General features: G+C 70.2%; 10 protein-coding genes, 1 tRNA gene and 1 rRNA gene. 1 reads left to right on the top strand and 11 read right to left on the bottom strand.

Features of this window, described 5'->3' with window-relative positions:
• Positions 1 to 2: 2 nt before the first annotated feature.
• From ACFV46_RS28130 to ACFV46_RS28095, 8 genes are all read right to left on the bottom strand, one after another.
• A complete protein-coding gene (locus ACFV46_RS28130) occupies positions 3 to 383 on the bottom strand; it encodes a helix-turn-helix domain-containing protein (protein WP_019756312.1) in 381 nt (126 codons plus the stop codon).
• Between the two features lie 109 nt (positions 384 to 492).
• Entirely contained in the window at positions 493 to 1,038 is a 546-nt protein-coding gene (locus tag ACFV46_RS28125; protein ID WP_361927345.1) for a CinA family protein, read from the bottom strand.
• A complete protein-coding gene (pgsA, locus tag ACFV46_RS28120) occupies positions 1,035 to 1,826 on the bottom strand; it encodes a CDP-diacylglycerol--glycerol-3-phosphate 3-phosphatidyltransferase (RefSeq protein WP_361927343.1) in 792 nt (263 codons plus the stop codon). Before pgsA ends, ACFV46_RS28125 begins: the two co-directional genes overlap by 4 nt.
• On the bottom strand, positions 1,823 to 3,292 hold the full coding sequence (gene rimO, locus ACFV46_RS28115) for a 30S ribosomal protein S12 methylthiotransferase RimO (RefSeq protein WP_361927341.1): 1,470 nt from the start codon (positions 3,290 to 3,292) through the stop codon (positions 1,823 to 1,825). Before rimO ends, pgsA begins: the two co-directional genes overlap by 4 nt.
• Before the next feature lie 94 nt (positions 3,293 to 3,386).
• Positions 3,387 to 4,226, bottom strand: coding sequence for a RodZ domain-containing protein (locus ACFV46_RS28110; protein ID WP_361927338.1), 840 nt, complete (start codon positions 4,224 to 4,226; stop codon positions 3,387 to 3,389).
• Positions 4,227 to 4,502: 276 nt separating this feature from the next.
• The gene (locus ACFV46_RS28105; protein ID WP_385500294.1) at positions 4,503 to 7,253 is read right to left on the bottom strand and encodes a DNA translocase FtsK; all 2,751 of its coding nucleotides are present in this window, start codon (positions 7,251 to 7,253) and stop codon (positions 4,503 to 4,505) included.
• A gap of 147 nt (positions 7,254 to 7,400) precedes the next feature.
• Entirely contained in the window at positions 7,401 to 8,084 is a 684-nt protein-coding gene (locus ACFV46_RS28100) for a two-component system response regulator (RefSeq protein ID WP_062673055.1), read from the bottom strand.
• 244 nt (positions 8,085 to 8,328) lie between these two features.
• Positions 8,329 to 13,803: a HAMP domain-containing protein gene (locus ACFV46_RS28095; protein WP_376730079.1), complete on the bottom strand. Its 5,475-nt coding sequence runs from the start codon at positions 13,801 to 13,803 to the stop codon at positions 8,329 to 8,331.
• A gap of 378 nt (positions 13,804 to 14,181) precedes the next feature.
• Between ACFV46_RS28095 and ACFV46_RS28090 the strand changes: the two genes are divergently transcribed.
• The gene (locus tag ACFV46_RS28090) at positions 14,182 to 16,926 is read left to right on the top strand and encodes a SpoIIE family protein phosphatase (protein ID WP_385500292.1); all 2,745 of its coding nucleotides are present in this window, start codon (positions 14,182 to 14,184) and stop codon (positions 16,924 to 16,926) included.
• A 60-nt stretch (positions 16,927 to 16,986) separates the two neighbouring features.
• On the opposite strand, the gene ACFV46_RS28085 is transcribed toward ACFV46_RS28090, so the two are convergent.
• From ACFV46_RS28085 to rrf, 3 genes are all read right to left on the bottom strand, one after another.
• Positions 16,987 to 17,062 (bottom strand) — tRNA-Thr (locus tag ACFV46_RS28085).
• Between the two features lie 75 nt (positions 17,063 to 17,137).
• Complete coding sequence (locus ACFV46_RS28080; protein WP_385500348.1) at positions 17,138 to 17,800, bottom strand: DegT/DnrJ/EryC1/StrS family aminotransferase; 663 nt, start codon at positions 17,798 to 17,800, stop codon at positions 17,138 to 17,140.
• 113 nt (positions 17,801 to 17,913) lie between these two features.
• Positions 17,914 to 17,997: ribosomal RNA gene (gene rrf, locus ACFV46_RS28075) — 5S ribosomal RNA — on the bottom strand; the annotation flags it as partial.

Below are 17,997 nucleotides of genomic sequence, written 5' to 3'. Positions count from 1 at the left end.
CGTCACGCGGCGACCACGTCCACCGCTTCGGACGGCGCCTTGATGGTCACCCGTTCCGGTGGCACACCGGTCACCGATACGGAACCCAGCATCGGACGGACCGACGTGGGAACAGGTTCGCTGGGGGTGGCCGCAGCAGACTGGGCCAGCTCGGCGAGGGCGAGCTCGTCGCTCACTTCCCGCATGAGCTCGGACATCCGTACGTCCAGCGCGTCGCAGATCGCGGCGAGCAGCTCGGAGGAAGCCTCCTTCTGCCCCCGCTCCACCTCGGAGAGATAGCCGAGCGAGACTCGGGCGGACGAGGAGACTTCGCGCAGAGTACGGCCCTGGCGCTGGCGCTGCCGACGCAGCACGTCACCCAGCAGGCGACGGAGCAGAATCATCGGTGGCTCCCTCCTCGGACCGCGTAGCCGCATCCTTCACGCCCCACCGTACCGCCTTGCGCCGCGGCCGTGCGGGGAGCGATGTCGTGTTCACTCAGGGCTGCAAACATCAAAACCCCCCGTTCCGTTCCGTATCCTGTGTCCGCTCATTCCCACTGTGTTCGCCCGACAGCTCCCTCAGAAGCAGTGCGAGCACGCTCCGTACACTCTCCATACGAATTTCCGCCCGGCCGCCGTTCAACCGCAGGGCCTCCACTTTTCCGCCACCGGCGGAACCGGAACCCGGACGGACGGGGCCGTCCACGGCCACGAAGACGGTGCCCACGGGCTGTCCGTCCTGCGGATCAGGCCCCGCCACACCCGTCGTGGCGATGCCCCAGTCGGCTCCCAGCGCCTTGCGTACGCCGGCCGCCATCTCCGCCGCGACCTGCGCGTCCACCGCTCCGCGGCGCTCCAGCACGGTGGCGTCCACGCCGAGCAGCCGGTGCTTGAGCTCGGTGGCGTAGGCGGTCACCGAGCCGCGGAAGACCTTGGACGCCCCCGGAACGCCGGTGATGTCCGCCGCGACCAGGCCGCCGGTCAGCGACTCGGCGACGGCAAGCGTCTCGCCCTTCACCGTGAGTAGTCGCACGACGTCCGCGGCGCGAGAGTTCACGCTTCGGTCTCCTCCAACGCTGCCCTGCGCTCCGCGATTCCCTGCCGCCTCAGCACAATGGCCTGTCTCACATAGTCGAGTCCGGTCACCACCGTCAGCACGACGGCGGCGGCCATCACCCACCAGCGCAGCGTCGCCAGCCACCCCGTCAGCGCCAGGATGTACATGCCGACGGCCACGCCCTGGGTGAGCGTCTTCAGTTTGCCACCGCGGCTCGCCGGGATGACGCCGTACCGGATGACGATGAAACGCAGCAGGGTGATCCCGAGTTCCCGGCCGAGGATGACGCCCGTGACCCACCACGGCAGATCGCCGAGCCCGGACAGGCAGATGAGGGCGGCCCCCATGATCGCCTTGTCGGCGATGGGGTCGGCGATCTTGCCGAAGTCGGTGACCAGGTCGTACGCCCGGGCCAGATGCCCGTCGAACAGGTCGGTGATCATGGCGATGGCGAAGGCCGCCCAGGCGAACGAGCGCCAGGCGGGGTCGTAGCCGCCGTCGGCCAGCATCAGGGCGACGAAGGCCGGCACGAGGACCAGCCGGAGCATGGTCAGCAGATTGGCGATGTTCCAGATGCTCGCCTGGTTGACGGCCGCGGCCGCGATCTTGGCGCCCCGCGCGGGCCGGCCGTCGCCCTCGGCGCCCTGGTCGGCGCCCGCGGGCCGGGGCGCACCGGCCTGGGACGCACCCGTCGGGTTCGCCTTCCCCGTCGTACCCACCGCGCTCACCTTGCCCGTCGCACCCGCCGGGGAGGGGCCGCCCGCGGCGGACGCCGGTACTCCGGTCATCTGCCCGACTCCTCACTACACGCGAGCGTGCCCTGGAGCGGTTCGGCCACCAGATCGACACCTTCGGTGCCGACCACCTTCGCCTCGACCATACGACCGATGCTCAGGCCCGCGCCGCTCGTGAGCAGCACCTGGCCGTCGGTCTCCGGCGCCTGGTGCGCACCGCGCCCGTACACGCCGTCCTCGTCGATGGACTCGACCAGCACCTGCACCGTCTCGCCGAGGCGCTCCTCGGCGCGCTGCGACACCAGTTCCTCGGCCAGCCGGGACACCCGGGCCAGCCGCTCGGCGACGACGTCCTCGGGCAGCTTGCTGTCGTAGGTGGCGGCCTCGGTTCCCTCCTCGTCGGAGTAGCCGAAGACGCCGATCGCGTCGAGCCGGGCCCCGTTCAGGAAGCGCTCCAGCTCGGCGAGGTCGGCCTCGGTCTCGCCGGGGAAGCCGACGATGAAGTTGGAGCGGACGCCGGCCTGCGGCGCCTTGCCGCGGATGGTGTCGAGCAGCTCCAGGAAGCGGTCGGTGTCTCCGAAGCGGCGCATCGCGCGCAGCACGTCGGGCGCGGAGTGCTGGAAGGAGAGGTCGAAGTAGGGGGCGACCTTGGGCGTCGACGTCAGGACGTCGATCAGACCGGGCCGCATCTCGGCCGGCTGCAGGTAGCTGACGCGGACCCGCTCGAGGCCGTCGACCTCGGCGAGCTCGGGCAGCAGGGACTCCAGCAGCCGGATGTCGCCCAGGTCCTTGCCGTACGACGTGTTGTTCTCGGAGACCAGCATGATCTCCTTGACGCCCTGCTCGGCGAGCCACCGCGTCTCGTTCAGCACGTCGCTCGGGCGGCGCGAGATGAAGGAGCCACGGAAGGACGGGATGGCGCAGAAGGAGCAGCGCCGGTCGCAGCCGGAGGCGAGCTTCACGGAGGCGACGGGGGCACCGTCGAGGCGGCGGCGCAGGGGCGCCCGCGGCCCGGAGGCCGGAGCGAGCCCGTCCGGAAGGTCGGCCGGCGCGTGTCCGGGCAGCGCGACCCCGGCCGCGGACTCCTGCCGCTCGGCGGGGCTGATCGGCAGCAGCTTGCGCCGGTCCCGCGGGGTGTGCGCGGCGTGGATGCCGCCGGACAGGATGGTCTGGAGGCGGTCGGAGATGTCGGCGTAGTCGTCGAAGCCGAGCACGCCGTCGGCCTCGGGAAGGGCCTCGGCGAGGTCCTTGCCGTAGCGCTCGGCCATGCAGCCCACCGCCACGACGGCCTGGGTTCTCCCGTGGCCCTTGAGATCGTTGGCCTCCAGGAGGGCGTCGACGGAGTCCTTCTTGGCGGCGTCGACGAAGCCGCAGGTGTTGACGACGGCGACGTCCGCGTCGGCGGCGTCCTCCACGAGGTCCCAGCCGTCCGCCTCCAAACGGCCTGCGAGCTCCTCCGAGTCCACCTCGTTGCGGGCGCAGCCAAGAGTGACGAGTGCGACGGTACGGCGTTCAGGCATGGGCTCAAGACTACTTTGTCTCACTGACGGCCCACGTCGACGGGGTTGGCCGATCCCGGCCGACCCCGTCCACGGCGCCCCTTGTGGTCCGGACCTATCCGGCCTGCGGGTCGCCCTTGGTGTAGGTCAGGCGCTCCACGGCGCCCGGCTGCCAGTCGTCCTCGATCTTCTTGCCGTTGACGTACAGGTCGATCGCGCCGGCGTCGCCGAGGACCAGGTTGATCTTCTCGCTGTCCTGGAAGGTCTTGCTGTCGCCCTGCTTGAGGAGGCCGTCGAAGAGCAGCCGTCCGTTGTGGTCCTTGGCGGCCACCCAGCTGCGTCCGTCGGCGGCGCTGACCCGCACGGTCACCTTGTCCTGCGGGACGGCGGCGATGGCGCTGTCGGAGGGCTCGGGCTCGGGGTCCTTCGGCTTGTCGGTCTTGGGGGTCGGCGTGCTCTTGTCGGCCGACGGCGTCGAGCCGCCCTCGGCGACGGCGGACTTCCCGCCCTCGTCGTCGCCGCCCTTGAAGGCGGTGAAGCCGACGAACCCGATCACGGCGACGATCGCGGCGACCATGGCCGCGGTCCAGTTCGGCCCGCGTCGCTCGGGACGGATGCGCTCCGCCTCGAACAGGGGGGCCGCCGGGGTGGGCGCCGGCCGTCCGCCGTGGGACGCGTCGTACTGCGCGAGCAGCGGGGCCGGATCGAGGTGGACGGCCTTGGCCAGGGTCCGGATGTGGCCACGGGCGTACACGTCGCCACCGCAGGGGGCGAAGTTGTCCGCCTCGATGGCCTGCACGATGGCGATGCGGACCCGGGTGGCGGTGCTGACGTCGTCGACGGTCAGCCCGGCGTCGAGACGGGCCTGCCGCAGGGCATGCCCGATCGAGGGCCGGGAGTCGTCGGACTCGTCGTCGAACGGACGCTCGTCTTCAGGGGAGTTGCCGATGGACACGGGGGCGCCTTTCGAGCGTTGAGCCACCTGTGCTGGAGGTTCAGTCTAGGGGGGCGACAAAAGGGTGGGGCAAGCGGGCGGTGCGACTTTGTACGCCATCGGAAGGGCCGGACACGCCGATGGCGGCCAAGAGTTTGTCGTTTCGCTCAACTTGACGTACGTCGAAGGGAAACGGTTGCTCAATGATCCCCTACGCGTGAGTCACGATCAGGCATCGACTCATCGCCTACCCGGCCCGCTCGCCACCAAGGGTCCGCTTTTCCCTGAGGGACACATTCAAGCCTCCCCACGGATCACCGCGAGTACGCCGTCCAGCTCGTCGGCCTTCACGAGGACGTCCCGTGCCTTCGACCCCTCGCTCGGCCCCACGATGCCGCGCGACTCCATGAGGTCCATCAGGCGCCCCGCCTTGGCGAACCCGACCCGCAGCTTGCGCTGGAGCATGGACGTCGAGCCGAACTGCGTGGACACGACCAGCTCCGCCGCCTGGCACAGCAGGTCGAGGTCGTCGCCGATCTCCTCGTCGATCTCCTTCTTCTGCTTGGTCCCGACGACCACGTCGTCCCGGAAGACGGGTGCCATCTGGTCCTTGCAGTGCTGGACGACCGCCGCGACCTCCTCCTCGGTCACGAACGCGCCCTGCATCCGGGTCGGCTTGTTCGCGCCCATGGGCAGGAACAGGCCGTCGCCCTTGCCGATCAGCTTCTCGGCGCCCGGCTGGTCGAGGATGACCCGGGAGTCGGCGAGCGAGGAGGTGGCGAAGGCGAGCCGCGAGGGCACGTTCGCCTTGATTAGGCCGGTGACGACGTCGACCGACGGCCGCTGGGTGGCGAGCACCAGGTGGATGCCGGCCGCGCGCGCGAGCTGCGTGATGCGCACGATCGCGTCCTCCACGTCCCGCGGCGCGACCATCATCAGGTCGGCGAGCTCGTCCACGATGACCAGCAGGTACGGGTAGGGCTGGAGCTCGCGCTCGCTGCCCTCCGGGGCCTTCACCTTGCCGCTGCGGACGGCCTGGTTGAAGTCGTCGATGTGCCGGTAGCCGTACGCCGCCAGGTCGTCGTACCGCAGGTCCATCTCGCGGACGACCCACTGCAGCGCCTCGGCGGCCCGCTTCGGGTTGGTGATGATGGGCGTGATCAGGTGCGGGATACCCTCGTAGGCGGTCAGCTCGACGCGCTTGGGGTCGACCAGGACCATGCGGACGTCCTCCGGGGTCGCCCTCATCATGATCGAGGTGATCAGGCAGTTGATGCAGGACGACTTTCCGGAACCGGTCGCACCGGCGACCAGGACGTGCGGCATCTTGGCGATGTTCGCCATGACGTAGCCGCCCTCGACGTCCTTGCCGAGCGCGACCAGCATCGGATGGTCGTCCTCGGCTGCCGCGGCGAGCCGCAGCACGTCTCCGAGGTTGACCATCTCGCGGTCGGTGTTGGGGATCTCGATGCCCACCGCGGACTTGCCGGGGATGGGGCTGATGATCCGCACGTCGGGGCTGGCGACGGCGTACGCGATGTTCTTGGTGAGCGCGGTGATGCGCTCGACCTTGACGGCCGGGCCCAGCTCGACCTCGTAGCGCGTGACCGTCGGCCCGCGCGTGAAGCCGGTGACGCGGGCGTCGACCTTGAACTCGGTGAAGACGGTGGTGAGCGACGCGACGACGGCGTCGTTGGCGGCACTGCGCGACTTGCCGGGTCCGCCGCGCTCGAGCAGGTCGAGCGACGGCAGCGCGTAGGTGATGTCCCCGGACAGCTGCAGCTGCTCCGCGCGCGGGGGCAGATCGCGGATCTCGTCGGGTACGGGCGCGGCCTTGGTGAGGTCGGGGACCTCGGTCTTGGTGAGGTCGGCGGCCTTGGACCCGGGCAGCCGGTCCTGCTGGGGACGCGCCGCCGGGACCGGCGTCGGCACGGGCGTGGTGTCCTCGCGGTCGCCCACGCCGACGCCCTGGGTGAGGTCGGCGACGATCGGTGAGGGCGGCATGCCGTGCATCACGGCGCCGTCGAGCGCGGCCGCCGCCGCGGCGGCGACGTCCACGGCGTCCAGGGGGCGGTCCATCTCGGGCTGGGGCACCGCGGAGCGCCTGGGACGCCCGCGACGCCGCGAGAGGGCCTCCTGCTCGGCGTCTTGGGGGTCGTACGCCTCAGGGGCTCGGCCGCCCCGCTTGCGCCCGCGCGCGGCGGGCAGCGCCTCGCGCCACTGCTCGTCGTAGCGCTCGTCGTCGTCGGTGAAGTACTCGTCGTCCTCCGGGTCCGGCAGCAGGCCCAGCTTCACGCCGAGCAGCCGCAGCCGCTGCGGGATGGCGTTGACCGGGGTGGCCGTGACGACCAGCAGGCCGAAGACCGTCAGCAGCACCAGCAGCGGTACGGCCAGGACCTCGCCCATGGTGTACGTCATCGGGGTGGCCGCGCCCCAGCCGATGAGCCCGCCGGCGTCCCTTATGGCCTGCATGCCGGCGCTGCGGGCGGGCGAGCCGACCGCGATGTGGACCTGGCCGAGCACGCCGATGACGAGCGCGGACAGGCCGATGACGATACGGCCGTTGGCCTCGGGCTTCTCGGGGTGCCGGATGAACCGCACGGCGACGACCGCGAGCAGGATCGGCACCAGCAGGTCGAGCCGGCCGAAGGCACCGGTCACGATGATCTCGACGAGGTCCCCGACGGGGCCGCGCAGATTGGACCAGGTCCCGGCGGCGACGATCAGGGACAGGCCGAGCAGCAGGAGGGCGACGCCGTCCTTGCGGTGGGCGGGGTCGAGGTTCTTCGCGCCCTGCCCTATCCCGCGGAACACCGCGCCGACGGCGTGGGCGAGCCCGAGCCAGATCGCGCGCACGAACCGGTACACGCCCCCGGTGGGGCTGGGCGCCGGCTTGGGCGGGGGCGCAGCTTTGCGGACCGCGGCCTTCTTCGCCGGCGCCTTCTTCGCGGGGGCTTTCCTGGCGGCGGCCTTCTTCGCCGGAGCCTTCGCCGGAGCGGCCGCCTTCTTCGCGGGCGGCTTCTTGGCTGCGGAGGAACGTGAGGCCATGGAGGTGAGGTTACCGGTGGAGGAGACAGTGGACACGTGTGCCCACTGCTTCACCCGTTCGTGTCGCCCGTGCGGAGGCGGCGAACTGACGCCGACTCACACATCCGGACATAGCGCCGCCGGTCACCAACCGGGGGCGCCCCGCGGTCAGTTCTGCGACGACACCGACGACGCGTTGCCGGCGCCCGGCTCCAGCGCGTCCAGCGCCCGCCGCAGACCCGTGAGTTTGCGTTCGAGATGGGCCGCCGTGGCCACCGCGGCCGCGTCGGCCGAGTCGTCGTCGAGCTGCTTCGAGAGCGCCTCGGCCTGCTCCTCGACGGCCGCCAGGCGCGCCGACAGCTCGGCGAGCAGCCCCGCGGGCTCCTTGGACTCGGCGCCGGCCGCCTTCCCGCCGTTGCCCTCCAACTGGAGCCGGAGCAGTGCCGCCTGCTCGCGCAGCTGGCAGTTCTTCATGTACAGCTCGACGAAGACCGAGACCTTCGCCCGCAGCACCCACGGGTCGAACGGCTTCGAGATGTAGTCCACCGCGCCCGCCGCGTATCCGCGGAAGGTGTGGTGCGGACCGTGGTTGATCGCGGTGAGGAAGATGATCGGGATGTCCCGGGTCCGTTCCCGTCGCTTGATGTGCGCCGCGGTTTCGAAACCGTCCATTCCCGGCATCTGGACGTCCAGCAGAATGACCGCGAAGTCGTCCGTCAGCAGTGCTTTGAGCGCTTCCTCCCCGGACGATGCCCGCACCAGGGTCTGATCGAGCGCAGAGAGGATCGCCTCCAGCGCCAGCAGATTCTCCGGCCGGTCATCGACCAGGAGGATCTTGGCCTTCTGCACCATGGCCCGCCCTCCTCGCCCCGGCAGTGCACCGGGCTCCGCCCCAGGGGACAGCTCCCTTACGCCGTCCGCCCTCGTGCCGGTCATGGTAGCCGCACCCCGCCTGTCGCCACACCCTGTCACCGCGATGTCACTGTGCACGTAGCAGAAACGTAGCGGGAGACCAGAAGGTTCCCCGAATCCCGCACTTCTACACAGCTTCGAGCACCCTGAGTCAACAAATCCACTGCACTCCGGTCCGTTCCTGTCACTGCTCCCTCATCCACTGGTTCATCACCGTGAGCAGATGATCGGGGTCCACCGGCTTGGTCACGTAGTCGGACGCACCCGACTCGATCGCCTTCTCCCGGTCGCCCTTCATCGCCTTCGCGGTGAGCGCGATGATCGGCAGCCCGGCGAACTGCGGCATCCTCCGGATCGCCGTGGTCGTCGCGTACCCGTCCATCTCGGGCATCATGATGTCCATCAGCACGACCGCGACGTCGTCGTGCTGCTCCAGGACCTCGATGCCCTCCCGGCCGTTCTCCGCGTACAGCACGGACAGCCCGTGCTGCTCCAGCACGCTGGTCAGCGCGAAGACGTTGCGGATGTCGTCGTCGACGATCAGCACCTTCTCGCCGCCGAAGCGGATGCCCCGCTGCGTCCGGCCCGTCGCGCCGGTGTCGGTGACGGCCGGCCGCAGCTCCGGCTGCGCGGGCCGCGGCTCCAGCTCCGCGGCCCGGCGCCGGCGCCGGAAGAGCGCGGCGGCCCCGTTCTGCGTCTCCCGGTACGACCGCACCTCGGCCGGCGTCTCGATCTCGGCGTCGGACAGCTCCGACAGATCGGCCGCCGACGCCACCAGGTCACCCGGGTCCAGGGGCGGCAGCTGCTGCTGATACCCCTGCGGAGGCAGTTCGCTGGGGTGCAGAGGCAAATACAGCGTGAACGTCGAACCACGCCCCGGCTCGCTCTGCGCGTGGATCTCCCCGCCGAGCAGCTGGGCGATCTCCCGCGAGATCGACAGCCCCAGACCCGTACCGCCGTACTTGCGGCTCGTGGTGCCGTCGGCCTGCTTGAACGCCTCGAAGATCACCCGCATCTTGCTCGCGGCGATCCCGATGCCGGTGTCCGTCACCGAGAACGCGATCAGCGGGGCGTCGGCCTCGGCCAGCGACCCGGCCTCCAGCAGCTGCTCCCGGATCGACTGCGGCACGTCCGAGCCCGCGGGCCGGATGACCAGCTCCACCGACCCGGAGTCGGTGAACTTCACCGCGTTGGACAGCAGGTTCCGCAGCACCTGCAGCAGCCGCTGCTCGTCGGTGTGCAGCGTGGCCGGCAGCTCGGGCGAGACCCGTACGGACAGGTCCAGGCCCTTCTCCGCGGTCAGCGGCCGGAACGTGGCCTCCACGTAGTCCACCAGCTGCACCAGCGCGATCCGCGTCGGCGAGACGTCCATCTTGCCCGCCTCGACCTTCGACAGGTCGAGGATGTCGTTGATCAACTGGAGCAGGTCGGAACCGGCTCCATGGATCGTCTCGGCGAACTCGACCTGCTTCGGGGACAGGTTCCCCTCGGCGTTGTCGGCGAGCAGCTTCGCCAGGATCAGCAGCGAGTTGAGCGGCGTGCGCAGCTCGTGCGACATGTTGGCGAGGAACTCGCTCTTGTAGCGCATCGACACCGCGAGCTGCTCGGCGCGCTCCTCCAGGACCTGCCGCGCCTCCTCGATCTCGGTGTTCTTCACCTCGATGTCGCGATTCTGCTGGGCCAGCAGCTCGGCCTTCTCCTCCAGTTCGGCGTTGGACGCCTGGAGGGCCTTCTGCCGGTTCTCCAACTCGGCCGAGCGCTCCCGCAGTTGCTCGGTCAGCTCCTGCGACTGGCGCAGCAGCACCTCGGTCTTGGTGTTCACCGAGATGGTGTTGACGCTGGTCGCGATCATCTCGGCGATCTGGTTGAGGAAGTCCTTCTGGATCTGCGTGAACGGTGTGAACGAGGCCAGCTCGATCACACCGAGCACCTTGCCCTCGAACAGCACCGGCAGCACGATCACCTGCGCGGGCGGCGCCTCACCGAGCCCGGAGGAGATCTTCAGGTAGCCGCTGGGCGCGTTCTCCACCAGGATCGCGCGCTTCTCCAGGGCCGCCGTCCCGATCAGCCCCTCACCCGGCCGGAACGAGGTCGGCATCGACCCCATCGAGTAGGCGTACGACCCCAGCATCCGCAGCTCGTACTGGTCCTCGCCCTCGGCGCTGATGTCCTTGCCGTCCACCAGCGGCATCGCCAGGAAGAACGCGCCGTGCTGCGCGGACACCACCGGCGTCAGCTCGCTCATGATCAGCGAGGCCACGTCCTCCAGGTCCCGGCGGCCCTGCATCAGCGCCGAGATCCGGGCCAGGTTGCCCTTGAGCCAGTCCTGCTCCTTGTTGGCGATCGTGGTGTCGCGCAGGTTGGCGATCATCTTGTTGATGTAGTCCTGCAGCTCCTGGATCTCGCCGGACGCGTCGACGTCGATCTTCAGGTTCAGGTCGCCGCGGGTCACCGCGGTCGCCACGCGCGCGATGGCGCGCACCTGCCGGGTCAGGTTCCCGGCCATCTCGTTCACGGACTCGGTCAGGTCGCGCCAGGTGCCGTCCACGTCACGCACGCGTGCCTGGCCGCCGAGCTGCCCCTCCGTGCCCACCTCGCGGGCGACGCGGGTGACCTCCTCGGCGAACGACGACAGCTGGTCGACCATCGTGTTGATCGTGGTCTTCAGCTCCAGGATCTCGCCCCGGGCGTCGATGTCGATCTTCTTCGTCAGGTCGCCCTTGGCGATGGCCGTCGTGACCATGGCGATGTTGCGGACCTGACCGGTCAGGTTGGACGCCATCTGGTTCACGGACTCGGTGAGGTCCTTCCAGGTGCCCGCCACACCCGGGACGTGCGCCTGCCCGCCGAGGATGCCGTCCGTGCCCACCTCACGGGCCACCTTGGTGACCTGGTCGGCGAACGAACTCAGCGTCTTCACCATCGTGTTGAACGTGTCGGCGAGCTGCGCGACCTCGCCGCGCGCCTCGATCGTCACCGTCCGCGTCAGATCGCCGTTGGCGACGGCGGCGGCGACCTGCGAGATGTTCCGCACCTGCATGGTGAGGTTCTTCGCCATCAGGTTCACATTGCCGCTGAGGTCCTTCCAGATGCCCGTGACCCCCGGGACGTGCGCCTGGCCGCCCAGGATGCCCTCGGTGCCCACCTCACGGGCCACCCGGGTCACCTGCTCGGCGAACGACGACAGCTGGTCGACCATCGTGTTGACCGTCGTCACCAGTTCGAGGATCTCGCCCTTGGCGTCGACGGTGATCTTCTTGGACAGGTCGCCCTTGGCGACCGCGGTGGTGACCTCGGCGATCTGGCGCACCTGGATGGTCAGGTTGTTCGCCATGAAGTTCACGGACTGGGTGAGGTCCTTCCAGGTGCCGGAGACCCCCTGCACCTCGGCCTGACCGCCCAGCTCGCCCTCGGTGCCCACCTCGCGGGCGACCCTGGTGACCTCCTCCGCGAACGACGACAGCTGGTCCACCATCGTGTTCAGCGTGTTCTTCAGCTCGAGGATCTCCCCGCGCGCGTCCACGGTGATCTTCTGCGAGAGGTCACCGCGCGCCACCGCCGTCGCGACCTGCGCGATGTTGCGCACCTGGGCGGTGAGGTTGCCGGCCATGCCGTTCACGGAGTCCGTGAGATCCCGCCACACACCGGCGACACCGGGCACCTGCGCCTGACCGCCGAGGCGGCCCTCGGTGCCCACCTCACGGGCCACCCGGGTCACCTGGTCGGCGAAGCCGGAGAGCTGGTCGACCATCGTGTTGATGGTGTTCTTCAGCTCGAGGATCTCCCCGCGCGCGTCCACGTCGATCTTCTGCGAGAGGTCACCGCGCGCCACCGCCGTCGTCACCTGGGCGATCTGCCGCACCTGGGACGTCAGGTTGCCGGCCATGAAGTTGACCGAGTCGGTGAGCTCCTTCCAGGTGCCCGACACCCCCGGTACGACGGCCTGACCGCCCAGGCGGCCCTCCGTGCCCACGTCCCGGGCCATCCGCGTCACCTGGTCCGCGAACGACGACAGCTGGTCCACCATCGTGTTCACGGTGTTCTTCAGCTGGAGCATCTCGCCGGACACGTCCACGGTGACCTTCTGCGACAGGTCGCCGTTGGCGACCGCCGTCGTCACCTGCGCGATGTTCCTCACCTGTCCGGTGAGGTTCCGGAACGCCGTGTTGACGGAGTCCGTCAGGTCCTTCCACGTCCCCGCGGCCCCCGGCACCTGCGCCTGGCCGCCCAGCTCACCCTCGACACCGACCTCACGGGCGACCCGGGTCACCTCGCTGCCGAACGACGACAGCTGGTCGACCATGCCGTTGACGGTGTTCTTCAGCTCCAGCATCTCGCCGGCCACGTCGACCGTGACCTTCTGCGAGAGGTCACCACTGGCCACGGCGGTCGTGACCGCCGCGATGTCCCTCACCTGAATGGTCAGATTCCGGAACACGGTGTTGACGGAGTCCGTCAGGTCCTTCCAGGTGCCGGCCGCGCCCGGCACATTCGCCTGACCGCCGAGCTGCCCCTCCGCGCCGACCTCGTTGGCCACGCGTGTGACCTCGTCCGCGAAGATCCGCAGCGTCTCGGTCATCTGGTTGATCGTGTCCGCGAGCTGGGCGACCTCGCCCCGCGCCGACACCGTCACCTTCTGCGACAGGTCACCGTTGGCGACCGCCGTCGTCACCTGTGAGATACCGCGCACCTGGGCCGTCAGATTGCCGGCCATCAGGTTCACCGAATCGGTGAGGTCCTTCCACACACCCGCCACACCGGGCACCTGCGCCTGGCCGCCCAGCTCGCCCTCGGTGCCCACCTCGCGGGCGACGCGCGTCACCTCGGACGAGAACGACGACAGCTGGTCCACCATCGTGTTGACGGTGTTCTTCAGCTCCAGCATCTCGCCGGCCACGTGCACCGTGACCTTGCGCGACAGATCACCCTTGGCGACCGCCGTCGTCACCAGCGCGATGTCCCGCACCTGAGCGGTCAGCCGGTACGCCATCGTGTTGACGGAGTCCGTCAGGTCCTTCCACGAACCCGACATGCCCCGCACCCGGGCCTGCCCGCCGAGCTTGCCCTCCGTGCCCACCTCGCTGGCCACGCGCGTGACCTCGTCGGTGAACGTCGACAGCTGGTCGACCAGATTGTTGACGGTACGGCCGACCTTCAGGAACTCGCCCCGCAGCGGATGCCCCGTGCCGTCCGTGGCCTGCGTCCGCAGCTCCATACGCGGCGACAGATCACCCTCGGCCACCGCCGACAGCACCCGCCCGACCTCGGACACCGGCCGGACCAGGTCGTCCACCAGCGCGTTCGAGTTGTCGATCGCGGCCGCCCAGGAGCCCTCGCAGGCCCCGGTCTCCAGCCGCTCGGTCAGCTTGCCCTCCCGGCCGACCATCCGGCGCACCCGCGCCAGCTCACCCGTGAGGTGGAGATTGCGGTCGGCCACCTCGTTGAAGACGGCCGCGATCTCCGACATCACGCCGTCGCCGGACACCGTGAGCCGCTTGCGGAAGTTCCCGTCGCGCATCGACACCAGGGCCGCCAGCAACCGGTTCAGGGCCGCCGTGTCCACGGCGGTGGTACCGCCGCGACTCTTGCGTTCCCTCCTCAGGGACTGTCCGCCTTTCGCGCGCGTCTCAGTGCCCCGCGTCGCTGCGCCAGACTCCACTGTGTCCCTCCCGCAGGGGTCGACCATCACTGTCGTGCTCGGTGCTGCTGCTTCCGCGTACCCGTTGTCCACCGGGTGGCCCGCCCGGACGAACCGGGCCGCACCTCGGGCTGCTGCCCACCGGGCGCGCCTCACACTCGGCCTGCCCGGACCTTCACCAGAAGCCTGCCCAGTGTTTCACCCCGGCCGAACCCGGCCATAACAGTTCGGCAGCTTCGCACATCGTCCGCACACCCTCCGGACGGAAACACTGCAGACCGGCATCCGCAGGGACCGCGAAGGTAAGTAACCTTGCATGCGGCTGTCCAGCCGCGCCGGTCCGTCCGGCCTGGGCGGTGGCAGGAGGAGCACGAGCGGGCAACGGAGGGGCGGCCGGACATGACCACCGGACTGATTCCGGGGGCACCGACCCCGGACGGGCCGACGGGCGGACAGATGCCGCACCAGCGGCACGGCCCGGCCGGCCGCGAAGCCCTGCACGTCGACGACCGGACGAGGAGTTCAGTGATCACCGCGCGCGCGGCAGCCAGCTTCGAGCCCGTCGGGCGATCCGTCGCGAGCGCCCGCTCCTTCGTCCGCGACACCCTGCAGGGCTGGGGCTTCGCCGACATCGTCGACGACGCCGTGGTCCTCACCAGCGAACTGGTGACCAACGCCGTCGTCCACGCCGGCACCTCCGCGGACGTCCTGTGCCTGCGCAGCGAGGACGGCGTACGGATCGAAGTCGCCGACCGCTACCCCGAGCGCGAGATCCCGCTGCAGGGCTCCCCCGTCAACATGGGCAGCCCCGACCGCGAGGGAGGCCGCGGCCTCCAGCTGTGCGCCGCGCTCGCCGGCCGCTGGGGCGTCGACTACTCCCCCACCCACAAGCAGGTCTGGTTCCAGCTCGACCTTCCCGAGCGCCCCGTCGGCACCCGCGCCGCCGGACCGGCGCTCCCCCTCGACCTCCTCCCGCTCGCCGACGGCCGCGTCCGCGTCGCCGTGATCCAGATCGACCGGACCGGCGCCATCTCCTCGTGGAACGAGGACGCCGAGGACCTCTTCGGCTACGCGGCCGAGCAGGTCGTCGGCAAGCCCCTCACCGACTTCGCGGCCTGGCCGCACACCCCCGGCACCAGCACCGGCATCGCCGAGGCCCTTCAGCTCTCCCGCTGGGAGGGCAGCTACGGCATAAGGGGCGCCGACGGCCGCGTCACCCCGGTGTACGCCTCCCACCTGCGCGTCCGCGACACCGACGGCGAGCCCTCCACGGTCTGCCTCCTGGTCCGCAACCACGAGCGGGCCGTCCTGCAGACCCCCCTGCGCATGCCGTCCGGCGACTCCGCCTCCGAGTCGACGAGCACCGACCCGTTCGAGGTGTTCATCGGCTCCCCCGCCCCGGACGACCTCGACGGCCTGCTCCAGCGCACCGTGGAACGCGCCCGCGACATGCTCGACGGCGACTCCGCCTTCCTGCTGCTCGCCACCGACGACGAGACCGAACTGGAGGTCCGCGCCTCCACCGGCCTGCCCTCCGCCCGCCAGCGCTTCGCCCGCGTCCCGGTCGAGGCCGGCCCCGGCCGCTACGGTTCGGCCCGGATGCCCGCGGTCCACGAAGACCTCACGATGGTGCCCGGCGCCGTCCCCCTGCTGCGCGGCACCGGCATGCGCTCCGTCGTCACCGTCCCCCTCAAGGTCGAGGGCCGCCTCACGGGCTCCCTCGGCGTCGCCGCGGAGGGACCCGGCCGGTACTCCAACGAGGAGGCCCTGCGCCTCCAGTTCGCCGCCGACCGCATCGCCCTGGCCGTCGAGTCCGCCCGCCTAGGCGAACTCGAACGGCTGCGCAGGGGCTCGCTCAGCTTCCTCGTGGAGGCGTCCGACCTGCTGGCCGGCACCCTGGACCGCGACCAGACGCTGGCGCTCATGGCCCAGATGACCGTCCCGACCCTCGCTACCTGGTGCGCGGTCTACACGATCGCCGACCAGGCCTCCGAGCCCTACCTGTCGTACGTCCTGCACGAGGACGAGGAACTCATCGACGGCATCAAGTCGTTGCTGTCGAAGATCCCCCCGCCGGACCCGGTACCCACCCCGGGCGCCCGTATCTGGTCGGCCCCCGCCGAGTCGGCGCACCAGGCCGCCCTGCGCACGTCCATGCGCAGCCTCGGCCTCGGCGAGCCGGTCGGCCGCGTCAGCGCGGGCATCGGCCCCACGCTCGCCACCGCCTCCGCTGTCGGCGGCGAGACGGTGGTCCTGCCCCTGGTCGCCCGCAACCGCGTCATCGGCATGCTGACGCTGGGCAAGCCCACCGACGAGCACTTCCGCCAGGAGATCCTCGAACTCGCCGAGGACCTGAGCCGACGGGCCGCGCTCGCCCTGGACAACGCCCGCCTCTACTCCGAGCGCACGGCCATCAGCCAGTCCCTCCAGCGCAGCCTCCTGCCGCCCGAGCTGCCCGAGATCGACGGCGTCGAGGTCGAGGTCATCTACCGCGCCGCCGGCGAGGGCAACGAGGTCGGCGGCGACTTCTACGACCTCTTCCCCATCAGCGACGGCGCCTACGGCTTCGCCATCGGCGACGTCTGCGGCACCGGCCCCAACGCCGCCGCCGTCACCGGCCTCGCCCGGCACGCCCTGCGCCTGCTCGCCCGTGAGGGCCTCAGCGGCCCCGCGGTCCTGGAGCGCCTGAACTCCGCCATCCTCGACGAGGGAGCCCGCAGCCGCTTCCTGACCCTCCTCTACGGCGAGATGCGCCCGCAGGAGGACGGCAGCGCCGAGCTGAAGGTGGTCTGCGCCGGCCACCCGCTCCCCCTGCGCCTGCGCCAGGACGGCACCGTCGAACCGGCCGCCGAACCCCAGCCGCTCCTGGGCGTCATGGAGGACCTGGAGCTCTACGAGCAGACGGTCACCCTCGATCCGGGCGACGTCCTGCTGTGCGTCACCGACGGGGTCACCGAACGCCGCGAAGGCACCCGCATGCTGGGCGACGACGGCCTCGCCGACGTCCTCACCACCTGCACGGGCCTCACGGCCGGCGCGGTCGCCGCCCGCATCATGCGCGCGGTCGAACGCTTCGCCTCCGACGCCCCCTCCGACGACATGGCGATCCTGGCCATGCGGGTCCCGGAAGTCCACCAGGACTGACAGAAGACGGAAGACGGGCATGAAAAAGGCCCCGCCCGAAGGGGCGGGGCCTTTTTGCTATGGAGCCCCCAAACGGAATCGAACCGTTGACCTTCTCCTTACCATGGAGACGCTCTACCGACTGAGCTATAGGGGCCGGCTGCCTTGCGGGGTTTCCCTCGCGGCAACGAAAGAGATCGTACCCTGAACGCGCCCGTGCTCCCAAATTCCGTCAGAAGGCGGGCTGGAGCAGTCCGCCCAGCGCATTGCAGGCCGACACCACGCGCTGCAACTCCCGCTTGGTGAGGGAGGTGTCGACGGGCAGTGCCAGCGTTTCGTCGGCGGCCCGCTCGGTCTCCGGCAAGGACACACACCGCCGATGGTCGGGCAGCCGGTGCACCGGCGTCTTCACCGGCACCCGGCACTCAACCCCTCTGAGGCGCAGGGCCCGTGCGAAGGCATCTCGGTCCGGCCGCCCGTTCCCGGGCACCCGCACCACGTACTGCTGATACGTGTGCCTGTCACCCCCGTCGGGCACCAGCACACCCTTCAACCTGGCGTCCAGATAGGCCGCCCGCTGCCGTCGCTGCGCCACCTCGTCGTACGGCGCCTCGGACTCCCCCTGCTCCAGCACCAACAGCCCATGCCGGCCTCCGACGGCACGCAACCCCGGCACATCCGCCACCCGCCCGAAGCGGTGCACGGCGACGACGGCGGCCGTCCGCGGACCGACGACCGCGTCTACGGCAGCGGCGTCCAGGCAGTACGTCAGCGGGTCTATGTCGGCGAACACCGGCAGCGCACCCGCGAGGACCACGGCCTCGGCCACCTCGACGTTCCCGAAGGCCGATACGACGACCTCGTCGCCGACACCGATGCCGGCGGCCCGGAGCATTGCAGCAGTACCCATGTCACGGATGCTGCGCGCGACACGTGAACGTCAGATGACGGGAAACAAAAAAGGGCTGGACCCAAAACCTAAGTTTTGGATCCAGCCCTCTAAAAGGAGTTCGGCGGTGTCCTACTCTCCCACAGGGTCCCCCCTGCAGTACCATCGGCGCTGTAAGGCTTAGCTTCCGGGTTCGGAATGTA

The sequence above is a fragment of the Streptomyces sp. NPDC059852 genome (genome assembly GCF_042731455.1).
Lineage (GTDB): Bacteria > Actinomycetota > Actinomycetes > Streptomycetales > Streptomycetaceae > Streptomyces.
The sequence above is the reverse complement of the archived record's forward strand: the minus strand, read 5'-3'. Positions and strand labels throughout refer to the sequence as shown.

Excerpts from the sequence above, each read along its gene's own strand:
- pgsA (WP_361927343.1), bottom strand. The coding sequence starts at position 1,826 with ATGACCGGAGTACCGGCGTCCGCCGCGGGCGGCCCCTCCCCGGCGGGT.
- ACFV46_RS28100 (WP_062673055.1), bottom strand. The coding sequence starts at position 8,084 with ATGGTGCAGAAGGCCAAGATCCTCCTGGTCGATGACCGGCCGGAGAAT.
- ACFV46_RS28090 (WP_385500292.1), top strand. The coding sequence starts at position 14,182 with ATGACCACCGGACTGATTCCGGGGGCACCGACCCCGGACGGGCCGACG.
- ACFV46_RS28080 (WP_385500348.1), bottom strand. The coding sequence starts at position 17,800 with ATGCTCCGGGCCGCCGGCATCGGTGTCGGCGACGAGGTCGTCGTATCG.
- ACFV46_RS28130 (WP_019756312.1), bottom strand. The coding sequence starts at position 383 with ATGATTCTGCTCCGTCGCCTGCTGGGTGACGTGCTGCGTCGGCAGCGC.
- rimO (WP_361927341.1), bottom strand. The coding sequence starts at position 3,292 with ATGCCTGAACGCCGTACCGTCGCACTCGTCACTCTTGGCTGCGCCCGC.
- ACFV46_RS28105 (WP_385500294.1), bottom strand. The coding sequence starts at position 7,253 with ATGGCCTCACGTTCCTCCGCAGCCAAGAAGCCGCCCGCGAAGAAGGCG.